This is a genomic window from Nocardia sp. NPDC004604, from assembly GCF_040609795.1.
Classification (GTDB): domain Bacteria; phylum Actinomycetota; class Actinomycetes; order Mycobacteriales; family Mycobacteriaceae; genus Nocardia.
Genome location: NZ_JBEXLC010000188.1, coordinates 1 through 15,471, shown reverse-complemented (window position 1 = coordinate 15,471; position 15,471 = coordinate 1). Strand labels below are relative to the sequence as shown.

The following is a 15,471-nucleotide window of genomic DNA, read 5'->3' as shown; positions in this document are numbered from 1 at the left end:
CGGCACCGTCGCGGGCACTTTCGCCGAAAAACTCCTCACTCGTCCGACTCCCAGCAGCGATCGGTCTATCGCGTCAGACGAATCCCCGGCGCCTGTGTAGACGTCGAACTTCTCGCCGTCACCGATGAACGCCGGATCCTCGACGATCGCGCGGTGGAACGGGATGACCGTCGCCAGCCCCTCGACGTGGAATTCGGCCAGCGCGCGCCGGGCCCGCTGCAGCGCCTGCTCACGGTTCTCGCCGGTGACGATCAGCTTGGCCAGCATCGAGTCGAACTGACCGCCGATCACGCTGCCCTGCACCACACCGGAGTCGACGCGCACACCGGGACCGCTCGGCTCGGAGTAGACCGCGACCGGGCCGGGGGCGGGCAGGAAGCCACGACCGGCATCCTCACCGTTGATCCGGAATTCGAAGGAGTGCCCGCGCGGCGTCGGATCCTCGGTGATCTCCAGCGCGTGGCCCTCGGCAATGCGGAACTGCTGACGCACCAGGTCGATGCCCGCGGTCTCCTCGGTGACCGGGTGCTCGACCTGCAGGCGGGTGTTCACCTCGAGGAACGACACGGTGTCGCCCTGCACCAGGTACTCCACGGTGCCAGCGCCGTAGTAACCGGCCTCCCGGCAGATGGCCTTGGCCGAAGCGTGGATGCGCGCACGCTGATCGTCGGTGAGGAACGGCGCGGGGGCCTCCTCGACCAGCTTCTGGAACCGGCGCTGCAGCGAGCAGTCACGGGTGCCCGCCACCACTACGTTGCCGTGCTTGTCGGCGATGACCTGTGCCTCGACGTGGCGGGCCTTGTCCAGGTACTGCTCGACGAAGCATTCGCCGCGACCGAAGGCGGCGATCGCCTCCCGGGTCGCCGATTCGAACAGCTCCGGAATCTCCTCGATGGAGTGCGCGACCTTCATGCCGCGGCCACCACCACCGAAGGCGGCCTTGATCGCGACCGGTACGCCGTACTCCTTGGCGAACTCGACCACTTCGGCCGCGTTCTTGACCGGATCCTTGGTGCCAGCGGCCATCGGCGCCTTGGCGCGCTCGGCGATGTGGCGCGCGGTGACCTTGTCACCGAGGTCGCGGATGGACTGCGGAGACGGGCCGATCCAGATCAGCCCGGCGTCGATGACGGCCTGGGCGAAGTCGGCGTTCTCGGAAAGGAATCCGTAGCCGGGGTGGATGGCGTCGGCGCCGGACTTGGCCGCGGCGTCGAGGATCTTGTCGAATACGAGGTACGACTCGGCTGAGGTCTGACCACCGAGGGCAAAGGCCTCGTCGGCGAGCTTCACGAATGGGGCATCGGCATCGGGCTCCGCGTATACCGCGACGCTGCCGATACCGGCATCCTTGGCCGCCCGGATCACGCGAACGGCGATCTCGCCTCGGTTAGCTACGAGTACCTTCGATATCCGCGCGCTGGCATGGCTGGGCACTGAGCCTCCTGTTAGCAATCTTTTTGGTCGCCCCGTGGTCGACAAACTTACGTCTGGGGCGAGTGTAGGCAGTCTGCCAACAGAGCCCGAACTCGGATAGCCCTACTCAACAGTAGGTCGTGGATCACACCTCGTCGGCGGCGGCGTGGGGCCGGGGGAGGTAGCCCGCGAATCCGCGGATCGGATTCGGCGATCAGGTGCACCGGAGGCGAATCGGGACTACCTGGTACGTACCTTGCGGGCACTGCCCGCGGGTGCGTCGCCGGGTTCATACCCCTTGGCAATCGGCATGCGCACCGAGTTGCCCCATTCGGTCCAGGAGCCATCGTAATTGCGCACGCCGTCGAGGCCGAGCAGATAGGTCAGGACGAACCAGGTGTGGCTGGATCGCTCGCCGACCCGGCTGTAGACCACCAGATCGTCAGCGGTCGCCAGCGCGCCGTAGATCTCGTCCAATTCGGCGCGGGAACGGAAGCGGCCGTCACTATGGAAGGCCTCGGTCCACGCGATGTTGACCGCGGTAGGAATATGTCCGCCGCGCAATGCCGCATCCTCGGGATTGATCGGCGGCTGGATCAGCTCACCGGAGTACTCCTCGGGGGAGCGCACGTCGATCAGCGGTTTGCCGAGATGCGCGAGTACGTCCTCGCGGAACGCGCGCACGGTGGTGTCGTCGCGACTGACGAGCGGATACTCGCTGCGGGTGAGATAGGGCAGGTCGAAAGTGGTATCGCGCGCCTCGGAGATCCACGCGTCCCGGCCACCGTCGAGCAGCCGCACATCCGGATGCCCGAACAGGGTGAAGACCCAGCAGGCGTGCGCTGCCTGCGCGTTGCCGCGATCGCCGTAGATCACCACGGTATCGTCGCGCTCGATGCCCTTGGCGCGCATCAACTCGGTGAACCGGGCCCCGTCGATATAGTCACGCGTAACCGCATCATTCAGGTCGCCGCGCCAATCGATCTTGGTGGCGCCTGGAACATGCCCTATGTCATAGAGCAGTATGTCCTCGTTGGATTCGATGATCTTCAGCCCCGGCGCGCCGATGTTTGCCGACAGCCACTCTGTGGTTACTAGTCGGTGAGGATGTGCGTAAGAACCGAAAGCGGGATGAGGGTCCGGGGCAACGCGCACGATATGGGTCCTTCACACGAGGTAGACGGGTGGTTATAGCGATTCGGGTCTCACAGCGATGTTAGGTGTGAGGCGTTTGGGAAACTCGTTTCAGATCACAAATCGGCTGAATGGGCGAATAAATCGCACCCTCATCCGATAAAGTCTCCCGGGAGGAGGGGTGAGCTATGTCCGATTCTTGGCCGAGGCGTCGACTGCTCGCGATCCTACGTGGCGCCAGCGAACCTCTCGATGCCCAAGAACTGGCCAGAATCACTGGACAGCACGTCACCACTGTTCGATTCCATCTGGATGTACTCACCAGGGAATCGCTGGTGCGGCAGTTCCAGCAGCCCCCGCGCGGCCGCGGCCGCCCGCGCATCGGCTATAGCGCGGTTCAGCGATCGGTCGGTTATCAGGAGCTGGCCCAAGTACTGGCCGATCAACTCGGCCCCGATCCACGGCGCCGCTCCGAGGCGGCCGTCGCCGCCGGACGTGCCTGGGGCGCCAAGCTCGATGCGGGCGATCATGCGGTCGAATCGCTGGAGGACGCCAAGGACGTCACCATCACGCTGCTCTCCGAGCTCGGCTTCGCCCCGGAGCGCGATCCAGCCGCCGAGACCAATGATCAGGTGCTGATCCGGCTGACCGCCTGCCCGCTGCGTGAACTCGCACGCACCCACTCCGAAGTGGTGTGCGGTGTGCATCTGGGCCTGATCAAGGAAGTTCTCGACCGCAATGGCGCGCGCGGCGAGGTGAATGTCCGGCTGCACCCGTTCGTCGAGCCGGAGCTCTGTCTGGTCCGTTTGGAGCTCATGGCCCACGACGCCCGGCGCAACCAGGGCGTGCTGCGGGAGCCGGAGCACGACCGCGAGGTGGCGCCGGTATCGATCGGCGTGGAGTCCGGGGCGGAGCCGCGGATGGCCCCCGGCGAGCCGCGGATCGCGCCGCCGTCAGCGGGCCGAATGGCTCCACAGCTGCGCAATGCCGATCCCAACGTCGCCAAGCAGTCGGCGCAGCAGTGGTAATCCGATTCCGATAACGCTCGACGGATCGCCATCGATGCGATCGACGAACCAGCCGCCCATGCCGTCGAGTGTGAACGCGCCAGCCACCTGCAAGGGTTCGCCGGTCGCGATGTAGGCGTCCAGCTCTTCGGGGTCGGGTTTGGCGAAATGCACTGTGGTGGAACTGCAATCGACGGATTCGGCGATGACCTCGCCGTCCCGCAGCCGCAGTACGCAGTGGCCGGTGATGAGATCGGCACTGCGCCCGGCCATTTCGGCCCAGCGCGAGCGCGCCACCTCGGGCGTGTGTGGCTTGCCCTGTAATTCGCCGTCGACCAGCAGCATCGAATCGCAGCCGACCACAACGCAATCCGTGGCGAAGTCCGGAATTGTCGCGGCCACCGCCCTGGCCTTGGCCCGCGCCAGCTCGACTACGACGACCTCGGGTGCCGTGCCGGGCGGCAGTGCCGCGGCAACGGCGTCCTCGTCGACATCGGAGATCCGGACGACGGGGTCGATGCCCGCCGAGCGCAGCACCTCGCGGCGGGCGGGCGAGGCGGAAGCGAGAACGAGTCTCGTCATCCGATCAGTCGCGCAGGTGTGACAGTTGTGGGAACGCGTACGGGGAGAACGGTGAGGTGCCGCGATGCATCAGCGTCGGGCGACCCCAGGTGTCGGACGGACCGGTCGATTGGCTTCCGCCGCCGCTATTCGCGGCCGCCGACAGCACGCAGACGAGCGCCGCGACTTCCTCATCGGACGGCGCGCCCTTGATAACTCGAATGAACGGTTGCTCGGTCGCCTCGGCGGCCGGGTTCGTCGCGGGTGCGACAACCTCGACCACGTCCGCGATCGGGTCGACTGTGAGATCCAGTTCGGCGGCGGTCAACACGTCTTCTTCTGCCACGGTCGTCACAGTGCCAGATCCTCTCTCTATATCGATCGAGCCCATGCCCAACGCGATGTCATGTGGAGCAAGCGACCATCATCGTCGAATTCACTCATTGTGTCTCTACAACCAGTGTGCGCGGCCCATCGAGGCTATCGCTTGATCACAGCGGTATGTTGCCGTGCTTCTTCGGCGGCAGAGTCACCATCTTGCGCTCGAGCAGGCGCAGTGCCGAGACGATCTGGCCACGGGTGTGCGAGGGTGGAATGACCGCGTCCACGTAGCCGCGCTCGGCGGCGACGTAGGGGTTCACCAGGGTGTCTTCGTACTCGTTCTGCAGCTCCAGGCGCAGCGCATCCACATCGTTTCCGCTCTTCGCGGCCTCTTGCAGCTGCTTGCGGTAGACGAACCCGACCGCGCCCGAGGCGCCCATGACGGCGATCTGGGCGGTCGGCCACGCCAGGTTCACATCGGCGCCCATGTGCTTGGAACCCATGACGTCGTAGGCGCCGCCGTAGGCCTTGCGGGTGATGATGGTGATTTTGCCCACAGTGGCCTCACCGTAGGCGTAGAGCAGCTTCGCGCCGCGCCGGATGATGCCGTTGTACTCCTGGCCGGTGCCGGGCAGGAAGCCCGGGACGTCCACCAGGGTGATGATCGGGACGTTGAAGGCGTCGCAGGTGCGCACGAAGCGCGCGGCCTTCTCCGAAGCGTCGATGTCGAGGCAGCCCGCGAACTGGGTGGGCTGGTTGGCGACGATGCCGACGCTACGGCCGTCGACCCGACCGAAGCCGACGATGATGTTCATCGCGCGCTCGGCCTGCACCTCGAGGAATTCGTCGTCGTCGAGCAGGCGACGGATGACCTCGTGCATGTCATAGGGCTGGTTCGGCGAATCCGGGATGATCGTGTCCAGCTCGAGGTCTTCCTCGGTGAGCGAATCCTCGATGGCGCCGGTGATCGGATCGGTGGCCGGGAAGCGCGGCGCCTCGGCGCGGTTATTGCTCGGCAGGTAGCTCAGCAGGTCCTTGACGTAATCGAGGGCATCCTGCTCACCGGAGGCGACATAGTGCGCGACACCGGATTTCGTCATATGCGTGTGCGCGCCACCCAGGTCCTCCATGGTGACGTCCTCGCCGGTGACCGTCTTGATGACATCCGGGCCGGTGACGAACATCTGGCTGGTGCCGTCGACCATGACGACGAAGTCGGTCAGCGCGGGGGAGTAGACATGGCCACCGGCGGCCGGGCCCATGATCAGCGAGATCTGCGGGATGACGCCCGAGGCCTGGATGTTGCGGTGGAAGATCTCGCCGTAGAGGCCGAGCGAGACGACGCCCTCCTGGATGCGCGCGCCCGCACCCTCGTTGATGCCGATCAGCGGCCGGCCGGTCTTGAGTGCCAGGTCCATCACCTTGACGATCTTCTCGCCGTAGACCTCGCCGAGGCTGCCGCCGAAGACCGTAACGTCCTGGCTGAAGATGCAGACGTCGCGGCCGTCGATGGTGCCGTAGCCGGTCACCACACCGTCGCCGAGCGGCCGGTTGCTCTCCAGGCCGAAGTTCACGCTGCGGTGGCGGGCCAGTGCGTCGAGCTCGACGAAAGAGCCCTCGTCCAGCAGTGCGAGGATGCGCTCGCGGGCGGTCATCTTGCCCTTGGCGTGCACCTTGTCGACCGCGGCCTCACCCATGGGGTGCTGCGCTTCGTCCAGCCGATTACGCAGGTCAGCCAGCTTCCCAGCGGTGGTGTGGATATCGGGGGTGCCCGCCGATTCCGATGCGGGCTGCTGCTGGACACTCGTCATGGCTCCGGAGTGTAACCAGTGCCAGTGCTTCGCTCTAACCGAGTGCCGCTTACCGGTGAGTAAAAAACCCCAGCTAGATCATGTTCCGGTATGCGAATGGCCGCAAACTTCCTGGTTGATCAGCGAACCGGGGCGGGCTTGTGAAGTGTCCGGCGCCGCGAAAATCGGTGGCGGGTCGTTCTTGTGCCCAGATAGCCTGGGGGCGTCAGTAATTCGACCGAGGGGAGGTCCGAGAAATGTTCGATCGGAGGCGGGCGCGCATCGCGCGCATGGCGACCTGAGCCGTACTGAACTGACCGAGGGGAGGGAAATTATGTGGGAGTGGAGTCGAAGTACCGCCGAATACGCGTCGGCGGCGTCCTGGACCAGTTGGCAGACCGTGTGCACCGAACCGACCGTGGTCGAGCCGGAGCACCGGGCTGAGGCCACCGAGTCCGCCACGGCGGAGGAGGGCTCCGCCATGGCGGAGTCCGTCGAATACGACCTCTGCGGATAGCTACGACCTTCGCGACCTGCCGCGATAACGACGGCGTCGACCTATCGCGGCAGGTCGGTGCGTACCGAGTAACCTGCCGGTGTGCACAGGCCACCATTGGATGCAGAGCAGTTGCGGCGCAGTCTCATCGAGTTGCCCGAGCTGTCGTTCTTCTCCCACATCGATGTGGTGGAGTCGACCGGGTCCACCAATGCGGACCTGATCGCCCGGGCCGGGGATGCCGATGCCGATCGCGTGGTTCTGCTCGCGGAAACCCAAGAGCAGGGCCGCGGGCGGCATGCCAGGACCTGGATCAGCCCGCCGCGCGCGCAGATAGCGATGTCGCTGTTGGTGCGGCTGCGCGGCATCGAGCCGTCGGCGCTCGGCTGGCTGCCACTGCTCACCGGCGTCGCGGTAGTGGACGCACTGCGCGCGAGCGCCGGTGTGGACGCGAATCTGAAGTGGCCCAACGATGTGCTGATCGATGGCCGCAAAGTCGCGGGCATCCTGGCCGAAGTCGCCTCCGGTGGTGGGGCACCCGCCATTGTCGTCGGGGTCGGCCTGAACGTCGATCTCACCGAGGCGGAACTGCCGGTGCCGCATGCCACTTCGCTCGCGCTGGCGGGTGCGAAGGTCACCGACCGCACCGAGCTCGTGCAGTCACTGCTGGCCGAATTCGCCCGCCGCTTCACCGCGTGGCGCGACGCCGGTTGGGATACCACCGACCTGATCGGCGTCTACCGCGACCGGTGCGCCACCCTCGGCGCCCTCGTGCGCGCCGAACTGCCGGGCGGCCAGACCATCGAGGGCATTGCCACCGATATCGACACCGCGGGCCGCCTGCTGATCGGCGACCACGCCGTGTCCGCGGCCGACGTCACCCATCTGCGCGCCAACTACTGATCCGCACTGACCGAGCGCCGCACCCTTGTGGAGCTGCGGATCCCGACAGGGTGTGCGGCTGGTTGGGTCGGAACCTGTTGCCGGGCACCGATGTTCGGATCAGACGGGCTGCATGGCGCCGCGTGCCGCTGCCCTGGCGAGCAGGCGGTCGCGCTGCTCTTCGAACCTGAGCACATCCTTCTCCAGATTCGCCAGGAATGCGCCGAGTTGCTCGCGGGCCTGCTCGCCGCGCGGGCCGAAGTCGGTTCGCTCGAAGATGTTCCACTTCTTGAGCACCGGCTGCACCACCTCTTCGAGGTGCTGGCGCAGGTCGTAGATGCCGTGCTTGGCCATCAGCGCGCCGTTGCGGCGGAAGTTCGGCATTCTGTAGCCGGGCATGACGAAGTTGGTGAGGATCGTGGTGATCGCGGCCATGGCCTGATCGGGTACCAGGTCCAGGCCCGCGCCGCACATATTGCGGTAGAAGATCATGTGCAGGTTCTCGTCGGCGGCGATGCGCTGCAGCATGCGGTCGGCGATGGCGTCATCGCAGACCCTGCCGGTATTGCGGTGGCTGACCCGGGTGGCGAGCTCCTGGAAGGTCACATACGCGACGTTCACCAGGAATCCGGTCCCGCCCTCGGGTGAAGGCACGCCGCGGGTCATATGGATCATGCGGGCCTGTTCCAGCGCGACCGGATCGATGCCGCGGGTGACCACGAGGTAGTCGCGCATGACGATGCCGTGCCGGTTCTCCTCGGCCGTCCAGCGGCCCACCCAGCTGCCCCAGGCGCCGTCTTGGGAGAAGTGCTCGGCGATCAGTCGGTGGTAGGAGGGCAGGTTGTCCTCGGTGAGCAGATTGGTGATCATGGCGGCCTTGGCGACCTCGTTCAGCTTGGACTGCTCCGGTGCCCAGTCCGCACCGCCCAGTGCGGCGAAGTTGCGGCCCTCGTCCCATGGGACGTAGTCGTGCGGGTGCCAGTCCTTGGCCATCGAGAGGTGGCGGTTGAGATTCTGTTCGGCCACCGGTTCGAGTTCGGTCAGGATTTCCAATTGGGTCAGATCTCTGGTCACACACGCCTCCACAGTCGTATCGACGTCTTGTCAAGCCGGACTTGTCTTTTCACAGGCAGGGCATTGCGCAGAACAGAACGAGAGCTGGTCGAGCGGGCAGAGCCGGGTCGAGCGGGCTGCCGTCGGGTCGTGGCTGGTCGTTTCGAGCGGATCTGCAAGCAGTCGCTACGGTATGAGGTGAACCTGTGCCGAAACTCGAGCTGACTCGAGAAGGGCTCGAGTCGCCGATGTGGCGAGGTGACGATTGTGCAGCACGGCACGTGTCGTTGTCCACGCTTTCGGGCGTGTTCTCGCGGTAGGGTTCCGTCATGGGTTATCCGGAGGAGGTGCTCGCCCCGGACGAGCAGTTGATACTCCATCGTCATCCGCATTGGAAAATGCTGTTCTGGCCGATTGTGACGCTCATCGTCGCCACCGCGCTGGCCGGATTCGCCGGGGGGTTCATCTCGCGCAAGGCCGAGGGCACGAATCGTTCGGTGCTGCTGATCGTGGTGCTCGTGGTCTGGCTCGGCATCCTTGTATGGCGTTGTGCCGCACCGGTTATCAGCTGGAAGTCGACGCATTTCATCGTGACCGACCGGCGGGTGCTGATCCGTCAGGGCGTGCTCACCCACACCGGCATCGATATCCCGATGAGCCGGATTTCCAGCGTGCAATTCCGCCACGGTCTGTTCGACCGGCTGCTCGGCACCGGCACCCTGATCATCGGTTCGTCTTCGGAGGAACCGCTCGAATACGACGACATTCCGCAGGTGCAGCAGGTGCATGCGCTGCTGTACCGCCAGGTATTCGAACAGTCGCGCGATAATCTGGGTCAATGACCGCCGTACTGCTGGCCGAAGACGATGAGGCCATCGCCGCACCGCTCTCGCGTGCGCTGGGGCGCGAGGGCTATTCGGTCACCGTCGAGCGTTTCGGGCCCGCGGTGCTGAAACGGGCCCTCGAGGGCGATCACGATCTGCTCATTCTCGATCTCGGCCTGCCCGGTATGGACGGACTCGAGGTATGCCGTCAGGTCCGTGCCCGTGGCGCCGATCTGGCCGTGCTCATGCTCACCGCGCGCACCGACGAGGTGGATTTCGTCGTCGGGTTGGACGCGGGCGCCGACGACTATGTCGGCAAACCGTTCCGGCTGGCCGAATTGCTCGCGCGGGTGCGAGCGTTATTGCGGCGCAGTGGAATCGGCGATGAGGCCGTCGAGGTGGGCGGCATCCGGCTGGAGCCCGCCGCGCGACGGGTGCTGGTCAACGGCGTCGAAGTCGGTTTGGCCAATAAGGAATACGAATTGCTCAAGGTGCTGATCGATCGGGCGGGCCAGGTGGTCCCGCGCGAGACGATCCTGCGCGAGGTATGGGGCGACGCCGAACTGCGCGGTTCGAAGACCTTGGATATGCACATGTCCTGGCTGCGCCGCAAGATCGGCGACGAGGGCCCGATGGCGGAGCGGCGCATTGTCACCGTGCGCGGGGTCGGCTTCCGTCTGAACACCGACTGATGGTGCGGCGCAACTGATATGAGACGCAGAATTCTGCGATCGATCCTCACCGTGCTGACCATCACCACGGTGGTGCTCGGCGTTCCGCTGATCTATACCGCGTGGCTGTGGGTCGAGGACATCACCCGCAGTGATCTGGAGAACCGGCTGGAGCGGATCGCCACCGAGATCATCACCCAGGAACGCGGTGACGGCATGGTGCTCGGCGAACTCGACACCCGGTTGGTGCGGCCGCTGATCCCTAAGGACGGCAGGCTGACCATCATCTATCCGGCGCCGCAGGACAATGCGTCCCGGCTCGATATCGGTGCGGAAGAGATCGAAGACCCACTGGTCGAATCGCTGTCCATGGGCACAAAGGGTTCGCTGCGGTTGGAGATCCCGTCCGGACCGATGCATATGATGCAGATCCAGGCCGTCGCGGTGGTGGCCTTCGCGGTGCTCGCCTCGCTCGGCGCGGCGGTGTCGGTGGCGATGATCACCGCGCGCCGGGTCGCCGATCCGCTGCGTGATGTGGCGGCCAGGGCGGCACGGCTGGCCATGGGCGACTTCCGGCCGGATCCGCGTCGGCACGGGATCTCCGAACTGGACCGGGTCTCCGATGTGCTCGATTCGGCGACCGTCGAGATCGCCGGGCGGCTGCAGCGCGAGCACGCGCTGGTCGCCGATGTTTCGCATCAGCTGCGCAGCCGCCTGACCGCGGTTCGCCTGCGGCTCGACGAGCTGTCCGCGCACTCCGATCCGGCCGTGGTACACGAGGCCGAGGAAGCGATGGCGCAGGTCGACCGGCTCACCGATGCCATCGATGATCTGGTCCGCGCCTCGCGCGACGAGGATGCCGCCGACCGGGATCCGGTGCCGGTGATGGATGAATTGCGCGGTGTCGTCGAGGAGTGGTCGCATCCGTTCACCGAGGCGGGCCGCACACTGCGACTGATCGGCGACGAATCCCTGCGCGCCCCGATCACCGGATCCCGCCTGCGCGAATCACTGGCCGTGCTGGTCGACAATGCGCTGATGCACGGTGGCGGCACCTGCACGGTGTCGGTGCGCACCGTGCGCACGGTCAGCGATCGCGAACCGCTGGTGGTGGTCGAGGTGGCCGATGAGGGCGATGGTGTGCGTGACGAACTCGCGCCGCACATCTTCGATCGCGGCTTCTCGGCGGGTGGATCCACCGGTGTCGGGCTGGCCCTGGCCAGGGCGCTCGTCGAGGCCGATGGTGGGCGGCTGGAGTTGCAGCGGCGCAGGCCCGCGCTGTTCGCGATGTTCCTGGGGTCCAGTGCGTCGCCGCCGCGCACGTCCAATGGCGCGCAGGTGCCGGAGCCGCGCTAGCTGCGGCCGAGCTGCTCTTCCTCGAGCATCTCTTCGATCTCCTCGACCAGCTCACTGATTTCGTCCGGGAACACCCAGCGGCGCATCGCCCAGAAGCGGAAGGCCATCTGCAGCAGATTGCCGATGATGAAGGCGCTGATGAAGTCCGCGATGTTCTCGACGGTGAAGCTCACATCGGGTTGGCGCAGGTCGAAGACGTAGCTGGAGATCCATAGCGGGATGAAGCTCAGCACCACCCCGACACCGCTGACACCGAAGAACAGCAGCGCCTCATGATGCTTCTCGCGCCCGCCGCGGTTCTTGAACGACCACTCGCGGTTGAGGATGTAGGAGCAGATGACCGCGATCACCCCGGAGATGATCTTCGCGGTGACCGGCTTGGTCTCCAGCACCGTCCACTTGAGCACGTAGAAGATGCCCGAGTCGATGATGAAGGTGGTGGCGCCGACGATGGCGAATTTGATCAGCTCGTGGTGGCGGTACGCGATCTCCCGCAGCGGCTTGGGGAGGACGTTGACCACGTCGTCGACGAATGACACAAGGCCCGAGTGTACCGGTACGAATCCCGACTCTCGGACATGACAAGATTGCACGACGTGAGGGAGCGAAGCGAGCGAACCATCAACACAGCCTCCATGGAGGTCACGCCGGAGCCGAGCGTCAGCGAGGTGCCGGCGTGAGCTCCCGCCGTTCGTTCGATCCTGCCGCCATGCCCACCGTCACCATGATCGGTGGTGGTCAGCTCGCGCGCATGACGCACCAGGCTGCCATCGCCTTGGGCCAGCGGCTACGGGTGCTCGCCGAGCGTCCGGACGACCCGGCCGCCCAGGTGAGCCCGGAGGTCGTGCTCGGCAGTCACACCGATCTGGCCGCGCTGCGCAAGGCCGCCGTCGGCTCGCATGCGCTGACCTTCGACCACGAGCATGTGCCGACCGAATATCTGGAGGCGCTGGTCGCCGAGGGCGTGAATGTGCAGCCGCCGCCGCGCGCACTGGTCTTCGCGCAGGACAAGCTCGCCATGCGGACCAAACTGTCCGAACTCGGATTGCCGGTGCCCGCCTTCACCCCGGTCACCTCGGTGGCCGACGCGGTGCGGTTCGGTGCCGAGCACGACTGGCGGGTGGTGCTGAAGGCGGTGCGCGGCGGTTACGACGGGCGCGGCGTCTGGATGCCGGAGTCGGCGGTCGAGGCCGAGACGATCGTGGCCGATCAGCTCGCGCACGGTGTGCAACTGCTCGCCGAGGCCAAGGTGGACCTCAAGCGCGAACTGTCGGCGATGGTGGCCCGTTCGCCGTTCGGTCAGGCCGCGACCTGGCCGGTGGTGGAGACGGTGCAGCGCAATGGCCAGTGCGCCGTGGTGATCGCGCCGGCGCCGGACCTGAGCGACGAATTGGCCACCCGGGCCGAGACGCTCGCGCTGAACCTGGCCAGCGAACTCGGCGTCGTCGGTGCGATGGCGGTCGAGCTCTTCGAAACCAATGACGGCGCGATCCTGATCAATGAACTGGCCATGCGTCCGCACAACTCCGGGCACTGGGGCATGGACGGCGCGTGCACCGGCCAGTTCGAACAGCATCTGCGCGCGGTGCTCGACTATCCACTCGGTGATACCCGTCCGCTGGCGCCGGTCACCGTGATGGCCAATATCCTCGGCGCGCCCGAGGCGCCGACCATGTCGATGGACGAGCGGCTGCACCACCTCTTCGCCAGAATGCCGCAGGCGAAGGTGCATCTGTACGGCAAGAGCGAACGTCCGGATCGCAAGATCGGGCATATCAACGTGCTCGGCGACAATGTCGCCGTGGTGCGCGAGCAGGCCGAGCGCGCGGCGCATTGGATGTCGCACGCGATTTGGACCGACGGATGGGATCCCCACGGTGAGTAATGCGCAAGTTGGCCTGATCATGGGCAGCGACTCCGACTGGCCGACCATGGAGGCCGCCGCGATTGCCCTGGCGGAGTTCGATATTCGGTTCGAGGTCGGCGTCGTCTCGGCCCACCGCACCCCCCAGCGCATGCTCGACTACGCCCGTGACGCGGCGGGCCGCGGTCTGCAGGTCATCATCGCGGGCGCCGGCGGCGCGGCGCACCTGCCCGGTATGGTCGCCTCCGCCACCCCGCTCCCTGTGATCGGCGTTCCCGTCCCCCTCAAATACCTCGACGGCATGGACTCCCTGCTGTCCATCGTGCAGATGCCCGCGGGCGTCCCGGTCGCCACCGTCTCCATCGGCGGCGCCCGCAATGCGGGCCTACTCGCCGTCCGCATCCTCGCCGCCCACGACTCCGCCCTGCGCACCCGCATGGAACAGTTCCAGGCCGGTCTCGAAACAATGGTTCTGGAAAAGGACGAAGCCCTCCGCACCGAACTCCTCGGCTGACCGAGCCGCCCCCTGGAGCGCGGCGACCGATTCGACAAGCCCCGCGCTTTCGCGGCTGCTCGGTACATCGTCGTGGTTTCGGGCGGCACGAAGGTCATGAGTCCCGGTCCGCGGTCGGTGCGGTTCGTCAGCGGCGGCTCGGCCGCGGCTTGCGTGCGGTGCGGATACTCCTCGGAGGTCGGGCGAACTGTGCTGCAGTGCGTCCCGACCAGTCGAAATGTCGCTTGCCTCGAGCAGGTCGACCACATGCGGTCGGCGGGGCTCAGTACGGTGATCGCGTGGTGACTGATGAGAGTGGGCGGCCGCGCAATGGCGACGAGACGGCTCGGTTTCGGCTGACGGTCGTGGATCAGGCACTGCGGTTGTTCGCTGAGCAGGGGTATGAGGCGACGACCGTGGATGAGATCGCGGAGGCGGCGGGCATTTCCCGGCGGACGTTCTTTCGGCAGTTCCGCTCGAAGGAGGACGTGATCTTCGCCGATCACGAATCGCAGTTGGCGCAGGCGGCGGAGTTCTTGGCGGCGGCGCAGGGGGATCCGTGGGAGGCGGTCTGCGCCGCGGTGGTGCAGGTATTCGAGCGGTTCACGCAGTGGCGCGAGATCGCCGAGCGGCGGTACCGGGTGGTGCGGCGGGTGCCAGCACTGCGCGAGCGCGAGATCGTGACCGTGTTCCGGTACGAGCGGCTGTTCACCGACTACCTGCGGGAGCGGCTGCCCGAGGTGCCGGATCTGGCGCGGGTGCAGTTCACGGCCGCGGTGACGGCCACGCACAACTACCTGTTGCGGCGCATGGTGCGTGGTGAATCGGATGCGGGGGCGGCGGATCTGCGGGTGGAGTTGGCGGCGATTCCGCGCGGTGCGGGCCGAGGGCCGGGCGCCGGGGAGTTGGTGGTCGCGGTATTCCCGAGGGATATGCCCCCGCGGCAGGTCGCCGATCTGGTGACCAGGCAGCTCGGCAGCCTGTGACCGGAATCATAGTATGCACTATATGACACTCAGTGCCATGATGTAACTGCACTTGACGCTGCATTCTGGACGTATACTTGGCCAGAAGATGGCACTGAGTGCCGAGCGCTGGATATCGACCCGGCACCATCACGACCGACAAACCAGGAGTGTGCCCCCATGGCGGGAAATCCGGACTTCAACCTGTTCCAGTTGGAGGACTTCCACGACGAACTGCGCGCGGCCATCCGCGGACTGGCGGAGAAGGAAATCGCCCCCTACGCCAAGGACGTCGACGGCAACTCCCGCTTCCCCGAGGAGGCGCTCACCGCGCTGACCGCCGCGGGTTTCAACGCGGTGCACGTGCCGGAGGCCTACGGCGGCCAGGGTGCGGACTCGGTCGCCACCTGCATCGTGATCGAAGAGGTCGCCCGCGTCTGCGGTTCGTCCTCGCTGATTCCGGCCGTCAACAAGCTCGGCACCATGGGCCTGATCCTCAACGGCTCCGAGGAACTCAAGCAGCAGGTGCTGCCGGATATCGTCAACGGCGAGATGGCCTCCTACGCGCTGTCCGAGCGTGAGGCGGGCTCCGATGCCGCCAGCATGCGCACCCGCGCCAAGCAGGACGGCGACGACTGGGT

At 66.2% G+C, this 15,471-nt stretch carries 16 protein-coding genes and 1 pseudogene; 10 read left to right on the top strand and 7 right to left on the bottom strand.

The features are described 5' to 3' along the window. Both ABZW16_RS39030 and ABZW16_RS39025 read right to left on the bottom strand, forming a co-directional pair. Window positions 1-1,434: biotin carboxylase N-terminal domain-containing protein (locus ABZW16_RS39030; protein WP_354961176.1), on the bottom strand; the 1,434-nt coding region annotated here is incomplete at its 3' end. A gap of 219 nt (window positions 1,435-1,653) precedes the next feature. Next, complete coding sequence (locus tag ABZW16_RS39025) at window positions 1,654-2,568, bottom strand: sulfurtransferase (RefSeq protein WP_354961175.1); 915 nt, start codon at window positions 2,566-2,568, stop codon at window positions 1,654-1,656. A 167-nt stretch (window positions 2,569-2,735) separates the two neighbouring features. On the opposite strand from ABZW16_RS39025, the gene ABZW16_RS39020 reads away from it, so the two are divergent. Continuing rightward, window positions 2,736-3,575, top strand: coding sequence for a transcriptional regulator (locus ABZW16_RS39020; protein WP_354961174.1), 840 nt, complete (start codon window positions 2,736-2,738; stop codon window positions 3,573-3,575). Here the strand turns inward: ABZW16_RS39020 and ABZW16_RS39015 are convergent. The 3 genes from ABZW16_RS39015 to ABZW16_RS39005 all read right to left on the bottom strand — a co-directional run bounded on the left by ABZW16_RS39015 (window position 3,501) and on the right by ABZW16_RS39005 (window position 6,247). Continuing rightward, window positions 3,501-4,136, bottom strand: a complete 636-nt coding sequence (locus ABZW16_RS39015; protein WP_354961173.1) for a nucleoside triphosphate pyrophosphatase — start codon at window positions 4,134-4,136, stop codon at window positions 3,501-3,503. The two genes, ABZW16_RS39020 and ABZW16_RS39015, sit on opposite strands and share 75 nt — an antisense overlap. Window positions 4,137-4,140: 4 nt before the next feature. Next, the gene (locus ABZW16_RS39010) at window positions 4,141-4,470 is read right to left on the bottom strand and encodes an acyl-CoA carboxylase subunit epsilon (RefSeq protein WP_354961171.1); all 330 of its coding nucleotides are present in this window, start codon (window positions 4,468-4,470) and stop codon (window positions 4,141-4,143) included. A 136-nt stretch (window positions 4,471-4,606) separates the two neighbouring features. Further along, window positions 4,607-6,247 (bottom strand): acyl-CoA carboxylase subunit beta, encoded by a 1,641-nt coding sequence (locus tag ABZW16_RS39005; RefSeq protein ID WP_354961170.1) that lies wholly within the window; start codon window positions 6,245-6,247, stop codon window positions 4,607-4,609. A gap of 313 nt (window positions 6,248-6,560) precedes the next feature. Here ABZW16_RS39005 and ABZW16_RS39000 point away from each other — a divergent pair, with 313 nt between their 5' ends. Continuing rightward, window positions 6,561-6,743: a hypothetical protein gene (locus ABZW16_RS39000; protein ID WP_354961169.1), complete on the top strand. Its 183-nt coding sequence runs from the start codon at window positions 6,561-6,563 to the stop codon at window positions 6,741-6,743. A gap of 81 nt (window positions 6,744-6,824) precedes the next feature. After that, a complete protein-coding gene (locus ABZW16_RS38995) occupies window positions 6,825-7,625 on the top strand; it encodes a biotin--[acetyl-CoA-carboxylase] ligase (protein WP_354961168.1) in 801 nt (266 codons plus the stop codon). 99 nt (window positions 7,626-7,724) lie between these two features. Here ABZW16_RS38995 and ABZW16_RS38990 read toward each other — a convergent pair whose 3' ends face one another. Beyond that, window positions 7,725-8,678 (bottom strand): acyl-ACP desaturase, encoded by a 954-nt coding sequence (locus tag ABZW16_RS38990; RefSeq protein ID WP_354961166.1) that lies wholly within the window; start codon window positions 8,676-8,678, stop codon window positions 7,725-7,727. A 308-nt stretch (window positions 8,679-8,986) separates the two neighbouring features. On the opposite strand from ABZW16_RS38990, the gene ABZW16_RS38985 reads away from it, so the two are divergent. Genes ABZW16_RS38985 through ABZW16_RS38975 form a run of 3 tightly spaced genes read left to right on the top strand, consistent with a single transcriptional unit; the run spans window position 8,987 to window position 11,508 of the window. Beyond that, complete coding sequence (locus ABZW16_RS38985) at window positions 8,987-9,499, top strand: PH domain-containing protein (RefSeq protein WP_354961165.1); 513 nt, start codon at window positions 8,987-8,989, stop codon at window positions 9,497-9,499. Further along, window positions 9,496-10,173, top strand: coding sequence for a response regulator transcription factor (locus ABZW16_RS38980; protein ID WP_330252467.1), 678 nt, complete (start codon window positions 9,496-9,498; stop codon window positions 10,171-10,173). The genes ABZW16_RS38985 and ABZW16_RS38980 overlap by 4 nt, the downstream gene beginning before the upstream one ends. Window positions 10,174-10,191: 18 nt before the next feature. Then, a complete protein-coding gene (locus tag ABZW16_RS38975; RefSeq protein ID WP_354961164.1) occupies window positions 10,192-11,508 on the top strand; it encodes a HAMP domain-containing sensor histidine kinase in 1,317 nt (438 codons plus the stop codon). Between the two features lie 59 nt (window positions 11,509-11,567). Here the strand turns inward: ABZW16_RS38975 and ABZW16_RS38970 are convergent. Continuing rightward, a pseudogene (locus ABZW16_RS38970) lies at window positions 11,568-12,047 on the bottom strand (GtrA family protein); the annotation flags it as partial. 137 nt (window positions 12,048-12,184) lie between these two features. Between ABZW16_RS38970 and ABZW16_RS38965 the strand changes: the two are divergent. The 4 genes from ABZW16_RS38965 to ABZW16_RS38950 all read left to right on the top strand — a co-directional run. Continuing rightward, entirely contained in the window at window positions 12,185-13,393 is a 1,209-nt protein-coding gene (locus ABZW16_RS38965) for a 5-(carboxyamino)imidazole ribonucleotide synthase (protein WP_354961163.1), read from the top strand. Further along, window positions 13,386-13,886 (top strand): 5-(carboxyamino)imidazole ribonucleotide mutase, encoded by a 501-nt coding sequence (purE, locus tag ABZW16_RS38960; protein ID WP_354961162.1) that lies wholly within the window; start codon window positions 13,386-13,388, stop codon window positions 13,884-13,886. The genes ABZW16_RS38965 and purE overlap by 8 nt, the downstream gene beginning before the upstream one ends. A gap of 278 nt (window positions 13,887-14,164) precedes the next feature. After that, window positions 14,165-14,851, top strand: coding sequence for a TetR family transcriptional regulator (locus tag ABZW16_RS38955; RefSeq protein ID WP_354961161.1), 687 nt, complete (start codon window positions 14,165-14,167; stop codon window positions 14,849-14,851). Between the two features lie 159 nt (window positions 14,852-15,010). After that, on the top strand, window positions 15,011-15,471 hold a 461-nt coding region (locus ABZW16_RS38950), incomplete at its 3' end, for an acyl-CoA dehydrogenase family protein (protein ID WP_354961159.1).

Bases quoted from the DNA above. Each gene is read 5' to 3' on its own strand.
- ABZW16_RS38980 (WP_330252467.1), top strand. From the start codon at position 9,496: ATGACCGCCGTACTGCTGGCCGAAGACGATGAGGCCATCGCCGCACCG.
- ABZW16_RS38975 (WP_354961164.1), top strand. From the start codon at position 10,192: ATGAGACGCAGAATTCTGCGATCGATCCTCACCGTGCTGACCATCACC.
- ABZW16_RS38985 (WP_354961165.1), top strand. From the start codon at position 8,987: ATGGGTTATCCGGAGGAGGTGCTCGCCCCGGACGAGCAGTTGATACTC.
- ABZW16_RS39005 (WP_354961170.1), bottom strand. From the start codon at position 6,247: ATGACGAGTGTCCAGCAGCAGCCCGCATCGGAATCGGCGGGCACCCCC.
- ABZW16_RS39015 (WP_354961173.1), bottom strand. From the start codon at position 4,136: ATGACGAGACTCGTTCTCGCTTCCGCCTCGCCCGCCCGCCGCGAGGTG.
- ABZW16_RS39000 (WP_354961169.1), top strand. From the start codon at position 6,561: ATGTGGGAGTGGAGTCGAAGTACCGCCGAATACGCGTCGGCGGCGTCC.
- ABZW16_RS39020 (WP_354961174.1), top strand. From the start codon at position 2,736: ATGTCCGATTCTTGGCCGAGGCGTCGACTGCTCGCGATCCTACGTGGC.